This is a genomic window from Micromonospora sp. IBHARD004 (assembly GCF_052814115.1).
Genome location: NZ_CP199934.1, coordinates 1,968,090 through 1,989,826, shown reverse-complemented (window position 1 = coordinate 1,989,826; position 21,737 = coordinate 1,968,090). Strand labels below are relative to the sequence as shown.

The window sequence follows — 21,737 nt, the reverse complement described above, 5'->3', positions numbered from 1 at the left end:
TGAGGCGAGCCGGTCGAGGATCTCGTCAGCGGTCACACCCTCGGACCGCTCCTCGCCCTGGCCCCGGTCCGCCGGCGCCCGGTCGACCAGGTCGCGATCGTTGACGGCACCCTCATCCCCACCCGGGACCACCGGCTGGCCGCGCCGAGTAAGAACTACCGCTACTCGACGAACCTGCAGGTCGCCATCGACGCCAGCACCCGCCTGGTCATCGCCCTCGGTGACCCGCAGCCGGGCAACCGCAACGACACCATCGTCTACCGCAGCAGCGGCATCGACCAGAAGCTGGCTGGCCGCCCGGTCATGTCCGACGGCGGATACCAGGGCAACCGTGAGGTGATCATGCCGTACCGCAAGAACCGCGACGGCAGCCCACTACCGGCCTGGAAACAGGACCTCAACACCCAGCACCGCAAGGTCCGCGCGCAGGTCGAACACGCTCTGGCCCGCATGAAATGCTGGAAGATCCTGCGCGACTACCGCCGCGCCGCCCACACCTTGACCGACACCGCTTCCGGCATCGCCCACCTGCACAACATCGTCCTCGCCGGCTGAGCACCAAACGCGGCGACGGGCAACGCCTTCACCGAGTTACGAGACGTCCCTTAGCTCGCCCGGAAAGATGGCCACCGAACGGCTGCCCACGCGCGCCACGATCCGCCGATGGGTGGCCCGTCCAGCGGCCCATCGTTCAGCTCATCCAACGTCGGTACCTCAAAGGTTGATGCGAACGCCTCAAGATCAGCGGCCGTCATCGGAAACGTCGTCTCCGGAGCGCGGTTGAGGCGCTCCGCGATGCGCGCGATCTGGGTCTCGCGGTCGATCGGGAGGTAATTGACCCGGGCGGCTACTCCATGCTCGCTAGCAATCGCCCGTACTGCAGTTCGTTCGTCGCGGCTCCAGAAGCCGAAGTCAAGGACGACGCTGGTTCCCAGCGTTGCTGCCTCGAGAGCGAGCCACAGCAAGCGGCCCTCCAAGACGTCTCGTCGCCCGTCGCCTTCAGGTTCACCGAAGAGCGGGATCATCCACTCGTCGGGCGTCAAACGCAGGGCTCGATACTCGGCCGCCAGTTGGTGGGCCAGCCGTGTCTTGCCGGCACCCGGGAGCCCGACGATGAGAAACAGGATCGGCACACCGTCATGGTGTCGGTCGTCGAGTGCAGATGCCAAGCCATCTCCGTCAGAACGGTGTTCGCGAGATACCCCGCGCATCCGCTAGTCGGCACGACCGCACGTAACCGGGCTGATCCACTACCACGCTGTGTAACGAGCGGTCAGCGGCAGAAGTGCGCAGCTGACCTTGCGCTCGGATCGCCGGAAGCGGGCAGCACCGCAAGAATCGACGTGCTTCCCCGCGCTGGTCCCGGGCCTGCTCTGCCAATCCGAGAGCTCATATAGTCACGCGGTGAACATGGAGCAGGTCCGGCAGGCATATGCATCCGTTGCAGAGCTCTACATCGGGCTGTTCGGTACAAGCCAGCAGGTACACGCCGACGACCTCGCCTTCATCGGGCGACATCTGGCGGGCCGACCTGGCAAGGTGCTCGATCTGGGCTGCGGGCCTGGCCATATCACCGGTTACCTTCGCTCGCTGGGCGTCGACGCAACGGGAATCGACATGGTCCCCGAGTTCATCGCCCATGCGCAGGCGGCCCACCCCGAGCGGTAGGTACCAACTCGGGTCGATAGAAGATCTCGCCGTTGCCAACCACTCCATCGCCGGCATCCTGGCCTGGTACTCGTTGATCCATCTACCGCCGCAAAATCTCGACGTCGTGCTCGCTGAGTTCCGGCGAGCAATGGCCCCGGCGGAACCTTGGAGCGTGTTTGAGAAGGTCTGTTGTGGACGGCATGACGGTTCGACATTCGTCGGCGGTGCGGGCAGGGTGGCGCGGTGTCTGCTCGTCGTGGCTACCCCTCCGACCTGACCGACGCCCAGTGGGCGCTGATCGAGCCGTTGTTGCCGGAGCCGAACACGGACGGTCGCAGGGAGAAGCACCCGCGGCGGGAGATCGTCAACGCGATCCTGTACGTGGTGCGGTCCGGGTGTCCGTGGCGGTACCTGCCTGCTGACCTGCCGCCGTGGCAGACGGTGTATTGGTACTTCACCCGGTGGGAAGAAGTCGGTGTGACGGAGAAACTCCTGGCCACGCTGCGGGTCAGGCGCGGGTGCAGCAGGGCCGGCAGCCGGAGCCGTCGGCGGGGATCATCGACTCGCAGACCGTGAAGGGCGCCGACACCGTCGGCCGAGCCAGCCGAGGCTACGACGCGGGCAAGAAGATCAACGGCCGCAAGCGGTTCATCATTACCGACACCCTGGGCTTGCTGGTCACCGTGACCGTCGTGGCCGCGTCGTGGCAGGACCGCGACGGTGCCAAGACCGCCCTGCTGAGCGCCTACATGGTCACGCCGATCCGTCACGTCTTCGCCGACCAGGGCTTCACCGGCCGCCTGGTCGACTGGGCCCGCGACACCCTGCGCACCACGCTGGAGATCGTCCGCAAACCCGCCGACCAGCGCGGCTTCGCGGTCCACCCACGCCGCTGGGTCGTGGAACGCACCCTGGCCTGGCTCACCGTCTGCCGCCGGCTGGCCCGCGACTACGAACGCCACCCGGCCGTCTCCGAAGCGCTCATCCGCTGGGCCGCCATCGCCGGCATCACACGCCGCATCAGCCGCGGCCGACCCGCACGCCGTCAAACCCGCCGCACGTTCACCTGGAGCTGATCAACCCCATCTCAAACACGCACTGAGAGCACCAACGCTTGGTCCCGGCTCACTCTGATCGTTAAGTCCTCCGCCACCGTGCCGAGGCCACCGTCCGCTCGGCACCGTGAACGCTCTTGGTCAGGGGGCCATCGACGGCCGGGCTCCCGCCATCTGCCACGGCATGACTCATGGACTGCCCACGCGAACGGTGCAGACGATGCCGTCGAGTGCCCAGGCGCACCGTCGCTGCGCCCAGCAGGGTCGCGGCGGCCAGCGGCAGCCACAGCGCCGCCGCGCCCAGGCTGAGCAGACCGGTGATGATGATGGGATCGACGGCCCGGGCCAGGCCGTAGCTGAGCTGCCAGCGGGCGAGCGCGCGCCCCACCAGGTGCGGCGGTGCTGACTCGATCACCAGCGGCACGCTGCTGCCGGTGTAGAGAATTTCACCCAGCGTGTAAGGCACGATGACCAGCGCGACGAGCACCGTGCCGGGGCCGCCGCCGGTCGCCCCGCCGAGGCAGAAGCCGAGGTAGGAGGCGGCGAGCAACAGGCCGGACCAGAAGAGCACGGTGCGGTGCGGCCACTTCGCGAGGCGCACTACCACGACCAGCTGCAGCGCAATCACCATGACGGTGTTGGCGACGAAGATGCCCGAGGGCCACGCCAGGGACGCGTGCAGGCCCTGCACCAGCAGCAGCGGCAGGGCGATCTCGAGGATGTCGGCGTAAAACGCGTACGGAATGCCGGCCAGGGCCAGGATGGTAACGGTGCGTAGGCCGGCACCGCGCGCTTCCTTCGTTGCCGCAGCCGGGGCGGGGGCCGGAACATCTTGATGGGGCAGCGGCACCCGGGCGATCACCGCCGCGCCGAACGCGCACCCGAGCGCCGTCGCCAGCGCGAGCCAGCGGAGCACCTCCGGCCCGCTCGCGACCAGAACCGTGCCGAGCAGGGCGCCGGCGCCCAGGCCGGCGTTGCGCAGCGAGCGGCCCGCGGCCAGCGCAGCCGCACGCTGGGCCGGGCCGGCGAGCGCGGCGACCAGCGCGGAATTGGTGGGTGGAGCGATCTGCGTGCCGACGCCGATGAGCACCGCACCGATCGCGAATCCGGCGATGCCGGGCACCAGGGCAAGCAGCAGCGACCCCACCGCTCGCACCAGTAGCGCGGCGACGGCGGGGGCCCGCCGCGCCCCGCGGTCGATCCAGCATCCGGCGAGCGGGACGGCGCCGAGGCCGGCCAGCATGCCGACGGTCAGCGTCATACCGGCCTGCGGCGCGCTGAGCCCGATCAGCACGGCGTAGATCACGATGAACGGGCGCAGCATCCCGGAGGTCGCTGCCTCGACTGTGGCGCTGAGCGCGTAGCGGCCGCCGCCCGGGATGCGGGCCAGCTCACGAAGCGTCGTACGGGTGGTCGTCACGGCTCCGATCGTCCGGCCATACGGCTGCGAAGGGACCCAGGTTGGCCAGCGTCGTCAATCCATGCCTCGTCGATTGACAAAGTACGTCAATCGGTCTGCCCGGGCGCGGACCCCTGCCATGATCGGTACTGTGGTTACCTCGGTCGACATCGCCGGCGTACCAGCCGATCGGATCCGGATAACGCCGTCGCCGCTCGCGGAGCTCGGCGCGGTGCTGCACGTGCTCGCGGAGCCGCAGCATCATCCGGACACCGCCGCGGCGGTTGCGATGATGGCGGCGGCCCTTCCCACAGAGCTGGCTCCAGACCTCGAGGAATTTCATCTGCTCTGGCACTCCGGCCGGGCCGACTTCCTGTTCCCGCCCGATCCACGGCCGAGCCTGCGCGAGGAACTGGACGACGTCGACCGCCTGGACGACGAGCGCTGGGTCGCTGCGGCGCTCGCCGCCCATCGAGCCGTCTCACCGGCGCCGCGAATGTGGTCGCCGCTGCGTGACCCGATCGTGCGGCAGCGGGCGCTGGCTGCGGCCCGCGCCCGAGGGCCGCGGCAGGCGGCGTGGGCCGAGCGGGTGCTCGCCGATCCGGCCGCCGAGCGCGAACGGGTACGACGCTTTCTGCTCGCCTGCGAGTCCGCCTTCTTCGGCACGGTCTGGAAACGCGTCCGCCCAGCGCTCGCCGAGGAAGCCGACCGTCGACGCTTCGACCTGGCCCGCGAGGGTATCGGCGCCATCGGCCGGATCTCGCACGCAATCGGGGTCGACACCGATCGCGGCATTCTGACGATCGACAAGCTGCAGGACCAGACCGCAGACGGTCGCGGCGGCGGGATGACGCTCATCCCGAGCGCGTACGGCGCTCCGCATATGACCGTCGTGTACGCGCCCGGCTGGCTGCCCGTGCTGCAGTATCCGGCACCGGGCTGGGACCCGCGCCCGGTGTTGCGGGTGGACGAGCTGGATGCTCGGCTGACCGCGCTTGCGCACCCGCTGCGGCTACGTTTCTGCCGCACGCTCGCCCGAGGTCCGCACACGACCGGCGAGCTGGCCGACTTTTGGCAGGTGACGGCGCCGGAGGTGTCCAGGCACCTCGCGGTGCTGAAGGCGGCCGGGCTGCTGATCTCGGCGCGCCGCGGCCGCTACGTGACGTACCGCCTGGACATGGAGGCCTGCACCGGCCTGGGGCAGCAACTGGTGGACGTCCTCGGGCGCTGAACAGCCAGGACGCGTACGCGGGCAGGAAGACGAGGTGTAGCCCGAGGCTGCGGTAGACCTCCAGCCTGTGTTCCGGCTCGGCGTCCCGCAGGGCGCTCACAAGGTCGCCGAGCTCCTCGACGATGGCGATGATCTGCTCCTCGTTGAGGCGAGGGGGTGTGGGAGTCGGCGGACGGACGCAGACCATCAACCGGCTGCACCGGCTGCTGCTGGAGCTCTTCCCAGGCGGGGCAAAGCGATTCCTGTCCGCACGGCAGGCACGTGTGCTGATCGCGACCATCAAACCCCGCGACATCATGGGCAAGACCAGACGCCGCCTCGCCGTCGAGCTCATCGGTGAACTCGAGGGCATCGACAAGAAGATCAAGACCGCGGAGAAGGACCTCAAGGAGCTTGTCGTCGCCCGCGGCTGCACCCTGATGGACCTGCATGGGATCGGCCCCTCCGGGGCCGCCCGGCTGCTGGCAGACGTCGGCGACATCCGCCGGTTCGCCGACCGCGACCGGTTCGCGTCCTGGAACGGCACCGCCCCGCTGAACGTCTCCTCCGGCGACCAGAAGCGTCACCGGCTCTCCCGCGTCGGCCGGGTCGTCACAGCGCGGTGGTGAAGCCCGCTCGTCGAGCTCGTCCCTAGCCGTACACGTCTGTGCACTCAGCCGGTACGTCGGCAGCCCGGGCCATATTCGCGTCGGTGCGCCGACACCCGTCGTCGACGAGGCCATTCTGTTCGTAGAGGTCCTCTACCGGTCGCCGCTGTCTTGAGGCCCCGGCGTCAGCGCACTCGATGGCCGGCGCGGAACACGGCCGTGACGGCGCGCAGAGCGGTGACGTCGGCCAGGGGATCGCCATCAACGGCGAGCACGTCAGCGTCAAAGCCGGGAGCGAGCCGCCCCTTGCGCTCGCCGACCCGGCATGCCGCGGCAGCCAATGAGGTCACCGCGCGCAGCGCCGCGACCGACGGGAACCCGCACTCGACCAACATCGATGCGCCGTACGGCAGGACATCATGTGGCTTGGGTGGCCCGATACCGGCATCGCTGCCGCACACCACCGTCACGCCGGCATCCCGCATCCGCCGCAGGTTGGCCACGAACCCGCCAACCCGGGCGGCCATCCGCGGCGGGGGTGCAAATCCTGGAACAAACCCGACGGTCGCCGAAACAACAATGCGGGCCCGAACGATCGCGTCAATCACGTCCGGGCGCGAGTCCACACCGTCGGCCGTCATGAACGAGCAATGCTCGATCGTGTCGACGCCCGCCGCGACGGCATACTCAATGCCCCGTACGCCATGGGCGTGCACCGCCACCGGCAACCCGTGCCGGTGAGCCTCCTCGACGGCCGCGCGCAACTCATCCGGCCCGTACTGCGCCTCGTGGAATGGGTCCCAGGAGTCATCTCGCCACCGGTCGCCATCACCTTGATCACGTCGACACCCCGCTCCACACGGGCACGTACCGCGGCCCTGACGCCATCGACCCCGTCCGCCTCGCCACCGAGGAACCAGCAGTGGCCCCGGCTGGCCGTGACGGGCGGGCCGGCCGCGAGGATCTGCGGACCAGACGCGGGGTCGGTGGCGAGCTCGTCACGTAGCCGCAACGCCAGATAACCCCGGTCGCCCAGGTCCCGCACGGTCGTGATCCCCGCCGCCAGACAGGTACGCGCCGCGGTGCGCATCCGGCCGAGCAGCTCCTCGTCCGGCAGTTCCTCGAGCGCACCGACCGGGTCCGCGCTGGCGTCGAAGACCAAGTGCACGTGGGCATCGACGAGGCCCGGCAGCAGCGTTGCCCCGCCCAGATCGGCCAACTCGGCGCCCGCAGGTGGAGCCCCGTTGGCCTGTACGTTCACGATTCGCCCATCGTCGATGAGCACCAGGGGCCGCTCGACCAGGATGGGACTGACCCCGTCGAACGCAGCGCCGCCACGGATCGCCAACATATCTGCCACCACCAGACCACCGGAGACCTCTCGGTCCCACCCATCTGCGTTTCGGCCGCTGATAGTCACCTAACCCCGGCCCGACCCGTTGCCGCCATCCGGCGGTCGGCCACCTTCTTCCCGACTTCGGCCTAGCGCGTGGCCTCGTCCCCAACAGGCCCGCGGCACCGATCGCCGGGCAACCGGCACCGTCAACGCCCGCTCAGCGGCTTCGGACGTTGTCCACGCGACCAGACGCGCGACCTGCGGCAGATGCGCGTACGGCGATGACTGGCCGCAGTTTGATGCGGCTCTCAACTCGCGTGCGCCGTACCGGTTATCGCCTTGGTCAGGGGACAGCAGATCTGAGTGGCGGCGCCTACGATGCCCGGCATGACGGGGACGATCGATTACGCCGGGGCAGGTCCACTGACGAGGATCGACACGATCCACGAGCCGGCGCTGGCGAATCTCCCGAGCGAGGCCGTCGAGATCTGCCGCCTTGTTCACGACCTCGTCATCCAGCCCAGTGACGCGAAGGGCTTGGGCGTCCCCGACGAGCGGTTCGCCGAGAACCAGCTTCGTCCCGTCGACGGCCTGATCGGTGCCCTACTGGCCCTCGACCCGGCCCCGCTGACCGTCGCACGCGACCCCGAGCGGCGGGTAATCGGCACCTGCCGCCACTTCGCCGTGCTCAGCTGTGCCCTGCTGCGCTACCGCGGAATCGCGGCCCGGGCCCGCTGCGGCTTCGCCACGTATTTCCAACCTGGGCAGGGCGTGGACCACTGGATCACCGAGTACCGGCACAACGGCCGCTGGGTGCGGATCGACTCCGAGATCCTGGGCGGCTCCCTCGTGGCGAAACCCGAAAACCTCGCCGCTGGCGAGTTCCTCACCGGCGGCGAGGCGTGGACGGCCTTCCGGGACGGCCACATCGATGCCGCCCACTTCGGCGTGTACGGCACCGAAAACTGGGGGCCGGCCGAGATCCGGGGAAACGCAATCAAGGATCTTGCCGCGCTGAACAAGGTCGAGATGCTGCCGTGGGACGAGTGGGGACGCATGGAGGCCTCCTACAAGGGAAAGACCGGCCCCGACTACGACGAACTCATCGACGCAATCGCCGCCGTCTGCGCCACCGACGATCCCGGCGCCGTCGCGAACCTCTACGCCTCCGAGGACCTCGCAGTGCCTACCGCGCTCCTGCAGTGACGCCCGGGGCAGCTTGCTCTTGCAATGCCACCACGGTGCACTGATCTCGGCATGTGCGTGCGCTTAGGCATGCTGGCCCCACCCTGGTCGGCGTGGAACGCCCGCAGGGGTACTGACCGGCTTCAGCGACAGCCCCCGCCGCGTCCGCGGGCCGCTCGCGCAAGTCCCGGCAAGAGGGCGTTTTAGCACGGTGTGCGTACTAAAGTTTGAGTGGGAGAACGTCCAGCGAGCAGCCTCCGGAGAGAATTCCGACGGCAGGTCACAGGCGCCGTGCATCGAGATCTCTGGTGAGAGCCGACACCTCCCGCGCGGAAGCGGACACCAGGGTTGACCGCCGCGCCGCGGGGTATCCGGTGACGATCCGCCCGGAAGGAGAACCTCCATGGTCAGCGTCGGCTACACCCTGATGTGCGAGCAGGCCGGCCCGAAGCAGCTGGTCGACTACGCGGTACGCGCCGAGGCGGCCGGCTTCGACCAGCTCGTGATGTCCGACCACTACTACCCGTGGCTGGACTCCCAGGGCCACTCCCCGTACGCCTGGTCGGTGCTCGGGGCCGTCGCGCACGCCACCAGCCGGGCCGAGCTGATGTCCTTCGTGACCTGCCCGATCCGCCGCTACCACCCGGCCGTGGTCGCGCAGAAGGCCGGCACCATCGGGGTCCTCTCGGACGGGCGGTTCACCCTCGGCCTCGGCGCCGGGGAGAACCTCAACGAGCACGTGGTCGGCGGCTGGCCGCACGTGCAGCAGCGGCACGAGATGTTCGAGGAGGCCCTCCAGATCATCCGGCCGCTGCTCAACGGCGAGACGCTGACCTTCTCCGGCAACCACTTCGACGTCCCCGACGCGTACCTCTGGGACCGGCCGGACCGCCCGGTGCCGATGGCGGTCGCCGCCTCCGGCCGCCAGTCGGCCACCCTCGCCGCCGAGTACGGCAACGGCCTGGTCGCCACGGAGCCCGACGCGCACCTCATTCAGATGTACGACGACGCGGGTGGCGCGGGCCAGCCCCGCTTCGGCCAGGTCGCGATCTGCTACGGCCCCGACGAGGCCGAGTGCCGCAAGCTCGTGCACGACCAGTTCCGCTGGTTCGGCATGGGCTGGAAGGTCAACGCCGACCTGCCCGGCCCCGAGTCGTTCGCCGCCGCCACCCAGTTCGTCCGCGAGGAGGACGTCGCCGACGGCATCCCCTGCGGCCCGGACGTGGACAAGCACGCCGAGGCGTTCAAGAAGTTCGTCGACGCCGGCTTCACCCACGTGGCGATCGTGCAGGTGGGCGGCGAGACCCAGCCGATGTTCCTGGACTGGGCGCAGGAGCAGCTGCTGCCGCGACTGCGCGAGCTGTGAGCCTGACGCGGTCCAGGCCGGCGGGCTCCCGAGCCGCCGGCTTCGATGCGACGCGCTTCGGGGCGGCGGCCTTCCGGCAGCTGTCGCCGCCGGGGCGGTTCCGGGTGGCCGAGCTGCGGCTCGCGCTGGCGGCTCCCCGGCCGGCCGCCGGCCTGACCAGCGAGTTCCGGCTCGTCGACGGGCTGCGGACGCACACCCGGCGGTCGGCCGACCCGGGGGGCGGCGCGCCGCCCGTGGTGCTGGTGCACGGCCTCGCCGTCTCGCACCGCTACCTCACCCCGCTCGCGCTGACCCTGGCGGCCACCCATCCGGTGTACGTCCCGGACCTGCCCGGCTTCGGTCTGACCGAGCGCCCCGGCGCCGCGTACGACGTGTCCCGGCACGCCGCGCACCTGGCGGCCTGGCTCGCCGCGTACGGTCTCGGGCCGGTCTGCCTGCTCGGGCACTCGTTCGGCGCCGAGGTCGCCGCCCGGCTCGCCGCCGACCGGCCCGACCTGGTACACGCCCTGGTGCTGGCCGGCCCGACCAGCGACCCGGCGGCCCGGTCCCGGCGCGGCCAGTTCGGCCGGTGGCTGGTGGACACCCTGCGGGAAGCCCCGGCGCAGCTGCCGGTCCTGCTCCGGGACGTGCGGGACGCCCACCCCTGGCGGGTGTACGCCTCGCTGTCCCATTCGGTCCGCAACGCGATCGAGGCGGACCTGGTGCGGATCGTCGCGCCGACGCTCGTGCTGGCCGGCGCCCGGGACACGATCGCCCCGCCGGCCTGGCGGGAGGAGGTCGCCCGGCTCGTCCCCGCCGCCCGCACGGTGACCGTGCCGGCCGCCGCGCACAACGTCGCCACCACCGCCCCGGCGCAGGTCGCCGACGCGATCCGCGCCCTGCTCGCCCCCGCCCCGAGAGGTTGACGTCATGCGTATCGGCAACACGGAGATCCGTCCCCTCGGCGGAGGCCTCGGCTGCCTGCTGATGATCCTCTTCTCGGTCCTCGCCTCGGTCGTCCTGACCGTACTGCTCAACCTGCTGCTCTGACCCGCGCCGGCGCCCCGGCCGGGCTGGGAAAACCCGCGGGCGCGCCACCGCCGTGACCCAGAATGGGTCGAGGAGGCGTACCGGATGAACCTGCTGACCGTCCTGCCGCTGGCCTTCGTGATGGTCGCCGGGCCTCAGCTGATCAGCGCGGTGTTCCTGGCCGCCAGCCGGGACCCGCGGCGCAGCTCGGTGGCCTACCTGGCGGGTGCGGCGCTCGGCACCGGCCTCGCCCTGACCGTCTGGTACCTCGTCTTCCGGGCCGTGAAACACACGGCCGGCGGCGACGACCCGGACAGCGGCAGCCGGCACCTCATCGACTGGATCGTGCTGGCGGTGCTGCTGGCGGTGATGGTGGGCATCTTCCTGCGGCGCGGGCACAGCCAGACGCCGTCCTGGATGACGAAGCTGGAGGATCCCCGGCCGCGCCTCGCGTTCGGGCTCGGCCTGCTGCTCATCGCCGCCATGCCGACCGATGAGGCCATCATGGCCTCCGTCGCGGGCTCCCTGGCCGGGCACGACCGGCCGTGGTGGCACCTGCTGCCGTTCCTGGTGCTCACCATGCTGCTGCTGGCCCTGCCGGTGCTGGCGCTGCTGCTCCTCGGCCACCGCGCCACGGTCGCCCTGCCGAAGGTGCGCGGCTGGGCGAACACCCACTCCTGGGTGATCAGCGAGCTGGTCACCCTGATCTTCGTCGCGATCGTGGTCTCGGACCTGGCGAAGTGACCACGCCCGGATCGGGGCGGCGCGTCGACCGGCGGGGACCTCAGCGGCGCAGGCCGAGGGCGGTCAGCACCTCGCGGGAGGCGAGCCGGACCGGATCGAGCACGGCGCGGCGGACCCACCGCCGGGTCGGACCGACGGTGGCCCGCCAACCGGCCCGGACGGCGCGGGCCAACGGCACCGCCGTGTGTCGCCAGGTCGCCCGGACCGCCCGGCCCAGCGGCACAACGGTGTGCCGCCAGAGCCACCGCAGGGCCAGTCCCGCCGGGCGCAACAGCACCGCGCCCGCGTACCCCGACGGGCCGTCATCGGCGGGCCAGCCCGGCCGGCGGGCCGGGTCGGACGGTTGGCGGGTGGGCGGGCCGGTCACGGCGTGACGGTAGCCAGTCGGGGCAACGGCCGCCGCCCCGCTCAGCCGGGTGTCAGCTCCAGATCGGCGGCGACCGGGTAGTGGTCGGAGGCCCGGTCGGCCGCCCCGTCACGGACCACCCGGACCCGGCGGGTCAGCGCGGCCACCGCCGGGGTGGCGAGCAGATAGTCCAGGCGCATCGCGGCGAACTCGGCCCCGCCGTGCCGGGTCGGCACGGTCAGCCCGTCCGGCTCCGCGCCGTCGGTGTGTGGCCAGAGGTCGACCAGACCGGCCTCGAGCAGCCGGGAAACCGCGCGGGTGTCGACGGTACGGCCGTCACGGCGCAGATGCCGACGGCGGTACAGGTCGGGCAGCCCGGCCAGCCGCTCGGTGTGGTCGACGGTCGGGTCGAGGGTGTTCAGGTCGCCGACGAGCAGGGTGAGCGGACCGGCGCGGCGCACCGCCGCCGCCAGCCAGTCGGCCTCCATCCGCCGCCGGCCACCGGAGTACGGGTCGAGGTGGGTGCTGACCACGGTCAACGGCCCGGCCGAGGTGGCGACCACGGCCCGGGCGGCGGCGTGGTGGAACGGCCGGCGTACCGGGCCCGCCGAGAGCACCCGCAGCGGCGGACGGACCAGCACCGCGACCGGCTGGCCGAGACAGGAACGGGCCAGGTGGGGCGTCATCCCCACCCGGCCCGCCACGTCGGCCAGCAGCCCGCCCCGGTCGAAGCCCCGCAGCTCCTGGAGGGCCAGCAGGTCGGGCCGCTGCGCGCTGACGACCCCCGCGATCAGGTCCAGCCGGTCGGGCCCCCCACGGTCCCGTCCGCCGGTCCGGATGTTCCAGGTCATCACCCGCAGCATCGGCGCCGGTCAGTCCTCCCGGCTGGCCTTGGCCAGCTCGTCGTCCAGCTCGCGCACCTGCTCCGACTCGATGGCCGGCTGGTTGCCCTGGTGCACGTCGGCGTTGGGCCGCACCACCCAGTAGAGCAGGCCGATCCAGAGCGCGCCGAGCAGGATCGCGCCCATGAAGTCCGTCGGATGGTGCATGCCCCGGTACATCCGGGAGGTGGCCACCCCGACCGGCATGATCACGGCCATCGCCACGAAGAGCCAGCGCCACCAGCGGTCGGTACGGGCGAACACGATGATCGCCATCGCGGTCCACAGGCAGATCGTCGCGGCGATGTGGCCGGACGGGAAGGACGAGGTCGGCATCTGGCCGTCCAGGTTCTCCACCGGCGGGCGGGGCCGCTCGACCACCCGCGCGGAGGCGAGGAAGAGGCTCAGCTCGCCGAACAGCGCCAGCACCACGAAGAGCACCGGCCGCCAGCGCTTCCAGATCGCCAGGACGAGAGGGCAGAAGACCAGCGAGACCAGCAGGATCGCGTGGGTGTCGCCGAACTTGCTCCACCACCAGCTCAGGTCGGTCAGCGTGTCGGTGCGCCGCTCGGCGAACCACTGCGGCACCTCGGTGTCCAGCGTGTCGAAGAAGGTGCCCTTGGCGTGGTAGCTGACGAACATCCCGAAGCCGTACAGGACGCCGAACACGATCACCCAGCCGACCAGCAGCTCGGCGACGGAGGAGCGGGGGTGCTCCAGCACGTGCTCCTCGGCCGGGGCGGGGGTGATCTCCTCGCCCGCCTCGGGCTCCAGGCCCTCGGTGATCGGCGGCACCGGGCGGCCGCGCTCGCGCCGCCACAGCCGGAAGGCGTACGCGGTGACGCCGAGCCACGCCGCGCCGAGCAGCCAGCCGCCGAGCACGTCGGAGACGAAGTGCACGCCCAGCGCGATCCGGGTCAGCCCGATCAGCACGACCAGCACGCCGGCGATCACGATGGCCGGCTTGCGCCAGCGCGGCGACATGGCCGGCAGGAAGACCAGCAGCAGCGCCCCGTAAGCGACGAACGAGCCGAGCGCGTGCCCGCTGGGGAAGCTGTTGCCCGGCGCGCTGGCGACCGGCACGTCCACCACCGGGCGCAGCCGGCCGACGAGGGCCTTCAGCGACGGGTCGAGGATCAGCCCGCCGACCCCGGTGATGATCAGGTAGACGGCCAGCCGGGACTGGCGGCGGATCAGCAGGCCGACCACGGCGATGGTGACCAGCCAGATCAGCACCGGCCGGCCACCCAGGTCGGTGATCGCCTGGAGCACGGTGACCAGGGCGTGGTGCGGGGCGACGAGGCCGTTGAACCACTCGGCCGCCTCGTGGTCGGCGTGGTACAGCGGGCTCCACTTGAAGCGGACGAGCATCAGCAGCAGGCCGAACCCGACGCCCGCGCCGGCGATGACGAACAGCCCGGCGATGCTGCGTTCGGCGAAATGGCCGAGCGGCCGTCTGGTGGTCTCCTTGACCGCGGTCACTCCGCACCTCCCTTGTCTTCTGGCGAGGCGCGCTGTACCCGATTCGGGCTCCGCGTACACGCGGCGTGCGGCGCGCCGGGTCAGAGCGAGGTCATCTCGTCGGTGTCGAGGGCGTCCTCGCGCTCGGCCTCCGGCTCCCACAGGTCCGGCTTCGCCGGCTCCTCGACCCCGATCCGCATCGCCTCCAGCTGGGCGGCGAAGGCCAGCCCGCCGAAGAGGGCCATCCCGGTGAGGTTGGCCCAGAGCAGCAGGGCCATCATCCCGGTCAGCGGGCCGTAGGTCTGCCCGAAGCCGCCGCTCAACTTGACGTACGCGGCCAGCAGCAGGCTGGCCAGCCACCACAGCGCGGTGGCGATGCCGGCGCCGAAGAAGAGCCAGGAGAGGCCGGGCTGGTTGCGCCGGGGCGTGTGCCGGAAGAGCACCGCCACGGCGACCACGGTGAGCCCCAGGCTCAACGGCCAGCGGACCACGTCCCAGGCGGCGTTGGCGAAGCCGCCCCACTCGTAGTGCCGCTGCACCGAGTCGCCCATCGCCCGGCCGCCGACCAGGATCAGGAAGCCGATCAGCGCCGGCACGCCGGCGGTCACCGCGAGGATCGCCGCGCGGACGTACTTGGCCAGCGCCGGGCGGTCCCGTTCGACGCCGTAGATCCGGTTGGCGCCCCGCTCGATCTGGGCCATGGTCGTGGTGAGCGCGATGAGGCCGGTCAGCAGACCGAGGGTCAGCGCCAGCTCGCCGGCACGTTCGGTGCGCTCGCCGTCGCCGAGCAGGTCCTGCACCACCGACTCGCTCTGCCCGGGGGTGAGCGCGAGCACGGTGTCGGCGACGACCTGGCCGCCCTTGTCGGCGCCCAGGTCGGTGATCAGGCCGGTGAGCGCGATCAGGAAGGGCACCACGGCCAGGCAGAGCTGGAGCGCGAACGCCCGGGAGTGGCTGAACCCGTCGCCGTAGCGGAACCGGATGAAGGCGTCCCGCAGCAGGCACCAGCCGCCGTGGCGGCGCAGAGTGTGCCAGGCGTCGTCGGCCGACAGCTCCTCCTCGGCCATCAGCCGGGTCTCCGGCACCATCCGGGTGCTACTCACGTCGGGCCTCCTCGACCAGGCGCTCACCGCGCTCGGCCGCCGCCTCGGCGTCCACCGACAGGTCCGGGTGCTGAGCGGGACGCGGCACGCAGAGCCAGAGCGACTCCGGCTTGATCTCGGCCTTGAGCGACCGGCCCGGCTCGATCAGGTCCCCGTCGAGCTGCCGGGGCTGGGCCCGGTTGCTGGTGATCACGACCTTGCGGCCCTTGAAGACCTCCATCCGGGGCACGCTGCCCCGGCGGCGCATCAGCGCCCAGCCCATCGCGAGCCAGTGACCCAGGGTGCGGGGGGTGAGCACCGCGACGTCGAGCCAGCCGTCGTCCGGCTCGGCGTCGGTGAGCAGCCGTACGCCGCCCTGGAGGCGGCCGACGTTGGCCACCAGCACGGACCGCGCCCGGCGGCGCAGCGGCGGCTGGTCGTCGATCCGGATGGAGACCCGCATCGGCCGGTCCCGGAGGTGCTTCGCGGCCCCCATGACGTACGCCGGCCAGCCGATCCGCGCCTTGGTGGTCTCGGAGGTGGAGTCGAGCATCTGGGCGTCGAAGCCCATCCCGGCCATCACGGCGAAGCACTGGTCGTCGACGACGCCGACGTCCAGCCGGCGGCGTCCGCGTTCCACCGCGACCTCGAGGCCGGCGGCCAGGTCGTTGGAGAGGCCCAGGTTGGCGGCGAGCAGGTTGCCGGTGCCCTGGGGCAGCACGGCGAGCGCGACGTCGGTGCCGGCCAGCGCGGTGACGCAGGCCATCACGGTGCCGTCGCCGCCACAGGCGAAGACGACCTCGGCGCCGGCCCGCACGGCCTGCTCGGTCTGGCCCCGGCCCGGGTCCTCGACCGTGGTCTCGTACCAGGTCGGCGCCGGCCAGCCGGCGGCGGTGAGGGCGCCGTCCACGGTCCGGCGGAACTCGTCCGGATCGGCCACCTTGACCGGGTTGACCACCACGGCCGAGCGCAGCCCGGCGTCACCTGCCGTCGGCTTGTCCTGTCCGCTGTCCACGGCGCCAGTCTGCAGCAACTCCGGTCGGGCGGCGACTCGACCGACGGTGATGATGCGCGCACCGCGGAAAGGTTTCAGAATCAGTCAGCGCGGCCACTCGCCCCGGGCGGCCCACTCGGCCGTCCCGGTCACCCGACGCTGCCGGGTGTCTGCCCGTTTCGCCTTGCTTATCCATTCCAGCGCCGCCCGGCGGGTCGACCGGGGGAAGGCGTCCCAGCGCGGCCGGGCGCCGGGGTGGCGGTCGAAAGCGGTCGCGAGATCGTCGGGGACGATCAGCGCCTCCACCTCGTCCAGCCGGTTCCAGGCGCCGCCGGCCCGGGCCTCGGCGACGACCAGGGCGCCGGCCGGCGCCATCCGGCCGGCGGCCTCCAGCCGGGCGACCCGCTCCCTCGGCGCTCTCCGCGTGGAGCCGGTCGGCGTCCTCGGGCATCAGGCCGCCGTCCGCAGCGCCGCCTCCACCCGCCGACGCAGGTCGTCGAGGTCGACGCCCGCCTCGGTGAGGACCAGTGCGGCCAGCCCGTGCCCCTCGCGGAGCAGGCCGAGCAGGATGTGCTCGGTGCCGATGTGGTGGTGCCGGAGCCGGATCGCCTCCCGCAGCGCCAGCTCCAGCACCTTCTTCGACCGGGGCGAGAACGGGCCACCGACGTACCGCCGGCGGCCCCAGCGGCGACGCGGGGCGGGCATCGCCTCGCGCAGCGCGTCCGGCCCGAAGGACTCCTCGATCCGGGCCACGATGGCGGCCAGGTCGATGCCGATCTCCCGCAGCGCCGCCGCGTCGGCGTCGCCGAGCCCGACGCCGCCGTGCGCCACGTGCCGCGCGACGGCGGCCCGCAGGTCGTCGGCGCGGACGCCGAGGTCGGTGAGGACGCGCACGGCCAGGTTGCCGTCGTCGGCGAGCACGCCGAGCAGCAGGTGCTCGGTGCCGACCGGGCGCTGCCCCTCCGCCCGGGCCTCGTCGCGGGCGCGCCGGACGACGTCCCGGGCGCGGTCGGTGAACCGTTCGAACATCACGCCTCCCAGCTGCCTCGGACCGCCGGCCGCCCGGCGTGCTTCTTGTGGACCGCCTGCCGGCTGACCTCGAGCGCGTCGGCGATCTCCTGCCAGGACCAGCCCTGTCGACGGGCGTTGTCCACCTGGACGACCTCCAGCCGTTCGAGCAGCCGGCGCAGGGCGAGCACGGCGCGGAGCCCGACCTTCGGGTCGGTGCTGCCGGCGGCCGCCGCGAGTTCCGTTGCCTGACTCATGTTGTCAACTTACGTTGACGGTTCCACTGCGTCAACCCTCGTTGACACGGCGAGCGCACGTTCGGCTCGATCCGCACCCTGTTCAGCCAGCACGTGGCCGGCTACCTCGGGCCGGATCTACGTCGACAAGGGTCTGACCGGAACCAACCGGGCCCGGCCGGGCCTACGCGAGGCCCTCGCGGCGTGCCGGGCCGGCGACCAGCTGGTCGTGACGAAACTGGACCGGCTCGCCCGCTCGGTCTCCGACGCGCACGACATCGCCAAGGAGCTGACCGCCCGGCAGGTCAAGCTCAACCTCGGCGGGTCCATCCACGACCCGACCGGCGCGATGGGCAAGCTGCTATTCACCACTTTGGCGATGATCGCCGAGTTCGAGGCGGACCTGACCCGGCTGCGGACCCGCGAAGGCATGAAGATCGCCAAGGCCAAGGGCCGGCTGCGAGGCAAGGCGCCCAAGCTGAGCGCGAAACAGGAGGCTCACCTGGTGGCCCTGCACAAGGCGGGCGAGCACACCAGCGCTGAGTTGGCCGAGTTGTTCGGCGTGGCCCGCTCGACGGTCTACCGCGCGATCGAGCGTGCCACGGCCTCGGTACCTGGACCGGCGCGCTGACGCCACCGAGGCCGGACATACTTGCGGCCATGGCTGACATCACGCGCAAGACCGTCGATGAATGGGTCGAGATGATCGCCCGGCTGCACGACACGAGCGAACCTCATCAGGGCAGCGCCTACCGAGATCCGGTCCGCCTCGGGGGCAGCCAGGATCAGACCGTCGACCGTGACCGGGACCAGCCGGGCCGCCACGCCGGATTCGCCCTGCAACCGCACGGGCCCGTTTGGAGTCGTGATCACGTGGCTGGGAAAGGATTGGACGGGATGATGCTCGGGCTTGTAGCTTCCAGTTGACCGTGACACCGCCCGAGGAGGTGAGACCCATGAACGCTGTATCGATGTGGGTGCTCCCCCTTCCCGTCACGGTCGGGCGATTGACGTAGGTGTCGCCGGGAGCGCCTCGCCAACAAGGCACTCCCGAAAGGCAACACCTATGCACTCTCTGCAGTTCACCGCCGAGCCGTCGTCGAACGATACGGTCGAGCGCGACTTCACCGTGGGCGACGTCCCCGGACTCTGGTCGCCGGCCTCCGGCGCCGATCGCGCGCCCCTCATGTTCGACGTGATCATTGCCGGGTGCGGGCCGACTGGTGCGATGCTGGCCGCCGAACTGCGGCTGCACGATGTGCGGGTACTCGTCCTGGAGAAGGAAACCGAGCCCGTGTCGTTCGTCCGCATAGTCGGTCTGCATATTCGCAGTATCGAGCTGTTGGCAATGCGCGGGCTGCTGGAGCGCATTCTCGAACGCGGAAGACAGCGTCCGGCCGGCGGCTTCTTCGCCGCCATCAACAAACCCGCGCCCGAGGGCCTGGGTTCCGCGCACGCCTATCTGCTGGGCATCCCGCAGCCGGTCATCGTTCACCTGCTCGAAGAACATGCGATCGAACTGGGTGCGCAGGTCCGGCGCGGTTGTGCGGTGGCCGATTTCGAGCAGGACGACGAGGGTGTGACCGTCGAGCTGGCCGACGGGGAACAGCTGCGTTCGCGCAATCTCGTCGGCTGTGACGGCGGGCGCAGTACGGTGCGCAAACTGCTCGGCGTCGGCTTCCTCGGCGAGCCCTCGCGGACCGAGACGCTGATGGGCGAGATGGAAGTGGGTGTGCCGCAGGAGGAGATCGCCGCCAAGGTCACCGAAATCCGCGAGACCGATAAGCGATTCAGTCTCGGGTCCTTCGGCGAAGGGGTCTATCGCGTCGTAGTCCCCGCCGCGGGAGTCAGCGATCGTGCGGAACCGCCCACCCTCGAGGATTTCAAACAACAGTTGCGCACCATCGCCGGAACCGATTTCGGCGTGCACTCCCCGCGCTGGTTGTCCCGCTTCGGGGATGCCACCCGGCTAGCCGAACGTTATCGGGTCAGGCGGGTGCTGCTGGCCGGCGATGCGGCACACATCCATCCACCCATCGGCGGACAGGGCCTCAACCTGGGCGTTCAGGACGCATTCAACCTCGGCTGGAAACTGGCCGCACAGATCCGCGGCTGGGCGCCGGAAACACTGCTGGACACCTACCAGGCCGAACGTCATCCGGTCGCCGAGGACGTGCTGGACAACACCCGCGCCCAGATGGAACTGCTGTCCACCGAACCGGGCCCGCAGGCCGTGCGCAGGCTGCTCACCGAACTGATGGACCTCGACGAGGTGAACCGCTATCTGATCGAGAAGATCACCGCGATCGGCATCCGCTACGACTTCGGCGAGGGCCCCGACCTGCTCGGCCGCCGCCTGCGCGACATCGACGTGAAACAGGGCCACCTCTACGGTCTGCTGCATCGCGGCCGCGGCCTGCTGCTGGACCGCACCGAACGGCTGACCGTCGGCGGCTGGTCAGACCGGGTCGATTACCTCGCGGATCCCACTGCGGTACTGGATGTTCCGTGCGTCCTGCTACGCCCCGACGGCCACGTCGCCTGGATCGGCGACGATCAGCAGGACCTGGACGACCACCTCTCCCGCTGGTTCGGCAAGCCCGCCAACTGAACTCGCCTGAGCAGTGGTCATCCCGCATATACGTGGCGAGATGGCGAGCAGATCTGCGGCGCTGTCGGCCAGGATCTGGGAGTGGTCGGCATTCTCGTCGGACATCCACCGCCCGCTGGCATGGCGGAAAATGGCCGGTGGCCAGTCGTTGTCGGCGTACGGCTAAAGTGCAGAGCGGCGTACGCCAGGAAGTACACAGCAGCGATCGACATCTATAGGAGCGCAGGAGCGGCCATAAGAGTCCAGCGACTACGCGAAGTGACGGCAAGCTGCCGCGACAGCGTCCGGATTTGCCGGTGAGCGGACATCTGATCTTCCAGGGTCGGGCCGCCCGATCCGAGCGGCGATCTGAACAGTTGCGGGTGTCTATAGAGGAGGTTCGCGCGTTCGGCCTCGATCGACTGCACAGCGCGTTCTCAGTCTGCGGGTGCCGGTTCGGCGGGCCGGGCCGTGAAGAAGCGGATGATGTCTTCCGCCGCGGTTGGGGACAGCATCATCGCCTGGACTCGTACGGACATTTCGGCGATCGGGTGAGTCCTGGTGAACATCGCCTCCTCGTACGTCCGGATTGCCGAGTCCGGGTCGGCGGGGTTGGCGGCGAGTCGGCTGGCGAGTTCGGCGGCGTCGAGCATGGCCTGGTTGGCGCCCTCGCCGACCGGCGGCATGAGGTGCGCGGCGTCGCCGATGAGGGTGATGCCCGGCCGGCTGGCCCAGCGCGTACCGATGGGCATCGCTTCGATCGGGCGCGGCGTCGGCGCGCTGTCGCCGGCCTCGATGAGTGCGGTGAGGCGTGGGTCCCAGCCACCGAACATGTCCAGCAGAGCGCGCTTACTACGGTATGTGTCGATGGGGCGATCGTCTGCGCGCAGCGAGATCCCGACACGTAGGCTGCCGTCGCCGAGGCGTTGCGCTGCCAGGATCTGGTTCACGCCGACGCACCACAGGTTCCCGGGGCCGACCAGCTCGGCGAGATCGGGATGGCGCCGGTCGACGTCTTCGATGTTCAGCTCTACGAGGGTGGCCACATAGGATAGTTGGACGTCGGTCAGCAGCGACCGGACGATTGAGCGCGCGCCGTCCGCGCCGATGAGGATGTCGCAGCCGGTTTGGTGGCCGCCATGGAACGTCAGTTCCCAGCCCCCGTCAGGTCGCGGGGTCGCCGCGACAAGCCGGTGCCGCCAGACAACCGTGTCGCCGGGGAGGGAATCGAGCAGAAGATCACGCAGTGCGCTCCGGTCAATCTCGGGACGTCCGGAGAATGAGCCAGGTTGCGGCTCATGGTGTACCAGGATCCGTCCGGTCGGGTCGACGATGCGATGTTCCTCGCCCTCGGGCCGCGCCTCCGACCGGAACCGGCCGGCGAGACCCGCCTCGGCCAGGGCCTGTTGCCCGGACTCCGGGTGCAGGTCGAGCGCGCCGCCCTGCGGCCGCGCGGATCGGCTTGCCTCGCGCTCGTACACCACCGCATCGATGCCGTGCTGATGCAGGATCCGTGCCAGCGTCAGCCCGCCAAGGCCGCCACCAGCGATCGCAATTCGCATTCTCACCCCGTTACCG

Annotated in this window: 23 protein-coding genes and 2 pseudogenes; 12 read left to right on the top strand and 13 right to left on the bottom strand. The window is 70.8% G+C overall.

All coding sequences use genetic code 11. The annotated features are described in order from the left end of the window. Window positions 1–36 precede the first annotated feature (36 nt). Window positions 37–555, top strand: a pseudogene (locus ACTWO6_RS09805) (transposase family protein); the annotation flags it as partial. 50 nt (window positions 556–605) lie between these two features. On the opposite strand, the gene ACTWO6_RS09800 reads toward ACTWO6_RS09805, so the two are convergent. After that, on the bottom strand, window positions 606–1,169 hold the full coding sequence (locus ACTWO6_RS09800; protein WP_446219328.1) for an AAA family ATPase: 564 nt from the start codon (window positions 1,167–1,169) through the stop codon (window positions 606–608). A 235-nt stretch (window positions 1,170–1,404) separates the two neighbouring features. On the opposite strand from ACTWO6_RS09800, the pseudogene ACTWO6_RS09795 reads away from it, so the two are divergent. Both ACTWO6_RS09795 and ACTWO6_RS09790 read left to right on the top strand, forming a co-directional pair. Beyond that, window positions 1,405–1,810: pseudogene (locus tag ACTWO6_RS09795) on the top strand (class I SAM-dependent methyltransferase); the annotation flags it as partial. An 83-nt stretch (window positions 1,811–1,893) separates the two neighbouring features. Continuing rightward, window positions 1,894–2,726, top strand: a protein-coding gene (locus tag ACTWO6_RS09790; RefSeq protein ID WP_446219327.1) for an IS5 family transposase whose coding sequence is annotated in 2 segments (ribosomal slippage) — window positions 1,894–2,130 and window positions 2,133–2,726 — 831 coding nt in all. Because the reading frame shifts where the segments join, the coding sequence is not laid out codon by codon here. 61 nt (window positions 2,727–2,787) lie between these two features. On the opposite strand, the gene ACTWO6_RS09785 is transcribed toward ACTWO6_RS09790, so the two are convergent. After that, window positions 2,788–4,125, bottom strand: coding sequence for an MFS transporter (locus ACTWO6_RS09785; protein WP_446219326.1), 1,338 nt, complete (start codon window positions 4,123–4,125; stop codon window positions 2,788–2,790). 118 nt (window positions 4,126–4,243) lie between these two features. Between ACTWO6_RS09785 and ACTWO6_RS09780 the strand changes: the two genes are divergently transcribed. Both ACTWO6_RS09780 and ACTWO6_RS09775 read left to right on the top strand, forming a co-directional pair. After that, window positions 4,244–5,335, top strand: coding sequence for a DUF5937 family protein (locus ACTWO6_RS09780; RefSeq protein ID WP_446219325.1), 1,092 nt, complete (start codon window positions 4,244–4,246; stop codon window positions 5,333–5,335). Window positions 5,336–5,493: 158 nt separating this feature from the next. Next, window positions 5,494–5,943 carry a transposase gene (locus ACTWO6_RS09775; protein WP_446219324.1) on the top strand — a complete coding sequence of 150 codons (450 nt, stop codon included), beginning with the start codon at window positions 5,494–5,496 and terminating at the stop codon, window positions 5,941–5,943. A 164-nt stretch (window positions 5,944–6,107) separates the two neighbouring features. Here the strand turns inward: ACTWO6_RS09775 and ACTWO6_RS09770 are convergent, their stop codons facing one another. Then, window positions 6,108–6,650 (bottom strand): amidohydrolase family protein, encoded by a 543-nt coding sequence (locus ACTWO6_RS09770; RefSeq protein ID WP_446219323.1) that lies wholly within the window; start codon window positions 6,648–6,650, stop codon window positions 6,108–6,110. Then, window positions 6,560–7,273, bottom strand: coding sequence for an amidohydrolase family protein (locus tag ACTWO6_RS09765; protein ID WP_446219322.1), 714 nt, complete (start codon window positions 7,271–7,273; stop codon window positions 6,560–6,562). The genes ACTWO6_RS09770 and ACTWO6_RS09765 overlap by 91 nt, the downstream gene beginning before the upstream one ends. Before the next feature lie 372 nt (window positions 7,274–7,645). On the opposite strand from ACTWO6_RS09765, the gene ACTWO6_RS09760 reads away from it, so the two are divergent. From ACTWO6_RS09760 to ACTWO6_RS09745, 4 genes are all read left to right on the top strand, one after another. Further along, a complete protein-coding gene (locus ACTWO6_RS09760; protein WP_446219321.1) occupies window positions 7,646–8,464 on the top strand; it encodes a transglutaminase domain-containing protein in 819 nt (272 codons plus the stop codon). Between the two features lie 382 nt (window positions 8,465–8,846). Beyond that, window positions 8,847–9,809: a TIGR03557 family F420-dependent LLM class oxidoreductase gene (locus ACTWO6_RS09755; protein WP_446219320.1), complete on the top strand. Its 963-nt coding sequence runs from the start codon at window positions 8,847–8,849 to the stop codon at window positions 9,807–9,809. Next, window positions 9,806–10,714 carry an alpha/beta fold hydrolase gene (locus ACTWO6_RS09750; protein ID WP_446219319.1) on the top strand — a complete coding sequence of 303 codons (909 nt, stop codon included), beginning with the start codon at window positions 9,806–9,808 and terminating at the stop codon, window positions 10,712–10,714. The genes ACTWO6_RS09755 and ACTWO6_RS09750 overlap by 4 nt, the downstream gene beginning before the upstream one ends. Window positions 10,715–10,922: 208 nt before the next feature. Continuing rightward, window positions 10,923–11,561, top strand: a complete 639-nt coding sequence (locus tag ACTWO6_RS09745) for a GAP family protein (protein ID WP_446219318.1) — start codon at window positions 10,923–10,925, stop codon at window positions 11,559–11,561. A gap of 40 nt (window positions 11,562–11,601) precedes the next feature. Here ACTWO6_RS09745 and ACTWO6_RS09740 read toward each other — a convergent pair whose 3' ends face one another. The 8 genes from ACTWO6_RS09740 to ACTWO6_RS09705 form a co-directional block, all read right to left on the bottom strand. Then, window positions 11,602–11,928, bottom strand: coding sequence for a hypothetical protein (locus tag ACTWO6_RS09740; RefSeq protein WP_446219317.1), 327 nt, complete (start codon window positions 11,926–11,928; stop codon window positions 11,602–11,604). A 41-nt stretch (window positions 11,929–11,969) separates the two neighbouring features. Further along, the gene (locus tag ACTWO6_RS09735; RefSeq protein WP_446219316.1) at window positions 11,970–12,770 is read right to left on the bottom strand and encodes an endonuclease/exonuclease/phosphatase family protein; all 801 of its coding nucleotides are present in this window, start codon (window positions 12,768–12,770) and stop codon (window positions 11,970–11,972) included. Window positions 12,771–12,779: 9 nt separating this feature from the next. Beyond that, on the bottom strand, window positions 12,780–14,270 hold the full coding sequence (locus ACTWO6_RS09730) for a phosphatase PAP2 family protein (RefSeq protein ID WP_446219315.1): 1,491 nt from the start codon (window positions 14,268–14,270) through the stop codon (window positions 12,780–12,782). 80 nt (window positions 14,271–14,350) lie between these two features. Further along, on the bottom strand, window positions 14,351–15,352 hold the full coding sequence (locus ACTWO6_RS09725) for a YihY/virulence factor BrkB family protein (RefSeq protein WP_446219314.1): 1,002 nt from the start codon (window positions 15,350–15,352) through the stop codon (window positions 14,351–14,353). Then, window positions 15,345–16,346 (bottom strand): diacylglycerol/lipid kinase family protein, encoded by a 1,002-nt coding sequence (locus ACTWO6_RS09720; RefSeq protein ID WP_446219313.1) that lies wholly within the window; start codon window positions 16,344–16,346, stop codon window positions 15,345–15,347. Before ACTWO6_RS09720 ends, ACTWO6_RS09725 begins: the two co-directional genes overlap by 8 nt. An 84-nt stretch (window positions 16,347–16,430) precedes the next feature. Beyond that, entirely contained in the window at window positions 16,431–16,700 is a 270-nt protein-coding gene (locus tag ACTWO6_RS09715; protein ID WP_446219312.1) for a YdeI/OmpD-associated family protein, read from the bottom strand. Window positions 16,701–16,775: 75 nt separating this feature from the next. Next, entirely contained in the window at window positions 16,776–17,354 is a 579-nt protein-coding gene (locus ACTWO6_RS09710) for a Clp protease N-terminal domain-containing protein (RefSeq protein WP_446219311.1), read from the bottom strand. After that, the gene (locus tag ACTWO6_RS09705; RefSeq protein ID WP_089010418.1) at window positions 17,354–17,590 is read right to left on the bottom strand and encodes an HTH domain-containing protein; all 237 of its coding nucleotides are present in this window, start codon (window positions 17,588–17,590) and stop codon (window positions 17,354–17,356) included. Before ACTWO6_RS09705 ends, ACTWO6_RS09710 begins: the two co-directional genes overlap by 1 nt. On the opposite strand from ACTWO6_RS09705, the gene ACTWO6_RS09700 reads away from it, so the two are divergent. The 3 genes from ACTWO6_RS09700 to rox all read left to right on the top strand — a co-directional run bounded on the left by ACTWO6_RS09700 (window position 17,589) and on the right by rox (window position 20,180). Continuing rightward, window positions 17,589–18,200, top strand: coding sequence for a recombinase family protein (locus ACTWO6_RS09700; protein WP_446219310.1), 612 nt, complete (start codon window positions 17,589–17,591; stop codon window positions 18,198–18,200). The two genes, ACTWO6_RS09705 and ACTWO6_RS09700, sit on opposite strands and share 2 nt — an antisense overlap. Window positions 18,201–18,229: 29 nt before the next feature. After that, entirely contained in the window at window positions 18,230–18,496 is a 267-nt protein-coding gene (locus ACTWO6_RS09695; protein ID WP_446219309.1) for a hypothetical protein, read from the top strand. A gap of 259 nt (window positions 18,497–18,755) precedes the next feature. Then, on the top strand, window positions 18,756–20,180 hold the full coding sequence (gene rox / locus ACTWO6_RS09690) for a rifampin monooxygenase (RefSeq protein ID WP_446220608.1): 1,425 nt from the start codon (window positions 18,756–18,758) through the stop codon (window positions 20,178–20,180). 416 nt (window positions 20,181–20,596) lie between these two features. Here the strand turns inward: rox and ACTWO6_RS09685 are convergent, their stop codons facing one another. Further along, complete coding sequence (locus ACTWO6_RS09685; RefSeq protein ID WP_446219308.1) at window positions 20,597–21,721, bottom strand: FAD-dependent oxidoreductase; 1,125 nt, start codon at window positions 21,719–21,721, stop codon at window positions 20,597–20,599. Between the last annotated feature and the right edge of the window lie 16 nt (window positions 21,722–21,737).

Coding starts and splice junctions, on each gene's coding strand:
- ACTWO6_RS09765 (WP_446219322.1), bottom strand. CDS start 7,273: ATGTTGGCGATCCGTGGCGGCGCTGCGTTCGACGGGGTCAGTCCCATC.
- ACTWO6_RS09710 (WP_446219311.1), bottom strand. CDS start 17,354: ATGTTCGAACGGTTCACCGACCGCGCCCGGGACGTCGTCCGGCGCGCC.
- ACTWO6_RS09685 (WP_446219308.1), bottom strand. CDS start 21,721: ATGCGAATTGCGATCGCTGGTGGCGGCCTTGGCGGGCTGACGCTGGCA.
- ACTWO6_RS09700 (WP_446219310.1), top strand. CDS start 17,589: ATGTTGTCAACTTACGTTGACGGTTCCACTGCGTCAACCCTCGTTGAC.
- ACTWO6_RS09715 (WP_446219312.1), bottom strand. CDS start 16,700: ATGGCGCCGGCCGGCGCCCTGGTCGTCGCCGAGGCCCGGGCCGGCGGC.
- ACTWO6_RS09760 (WP_446219321.1), top strand. CDS start 7,646: ATGACGGGGACGATCGATTACGCCGGGGCAGGTCCACTGACGAGGATC.
- ACTWO6_RS09755 (WP_446219320.1), top strand. CDS start 8,847: ATGGTCAGCGTCGGCTACACCCTGATGTGCGAGCAGGCCGGCCCGAAG.
- ACTWO6_RS09735 (WP_446219316.1), bottom strand. CDS start 12,770: ATGCTGCGGGTGATGACCTGGAACATCCGGACCGGCGGACGGGACCGT.
- rox (WP_446220608.1), top strand. CDS start 18,756: ATGTTCGACGTGATCATTGCCGGGTGCGGGCCGACTGGTGCGATGCTG.
- ACTWO6_RS09745 (WP_446219318.1), top strand. CDS start 10,923: ATGAACCTGCTGACCGTCCTGCCGCTGGCCTTCGTGATGGTCGCCGGG.
- ACTWO6_RS09705 (WP_089010418.1), bottom strand. CDS start 17,590: ATGAGTCAGGCAACGGAACTCGCGGCGGCCGCCGGCAGCACCGACCCG.
- ACTWO6_RS09780 (WP_446219325.1), top strand. CDS start 4,244: ATGATCGGTACTGTGGTTACCTCGGTCGACATCGCCGGCGTACCAGCC.
- ACTWO6_RS09695 (WP_446219309.1), top strand. CDS start 18,230: ATGGCTGACATCACGCGCAAGACCGTCGATGAATGGGTCGAGATGATC.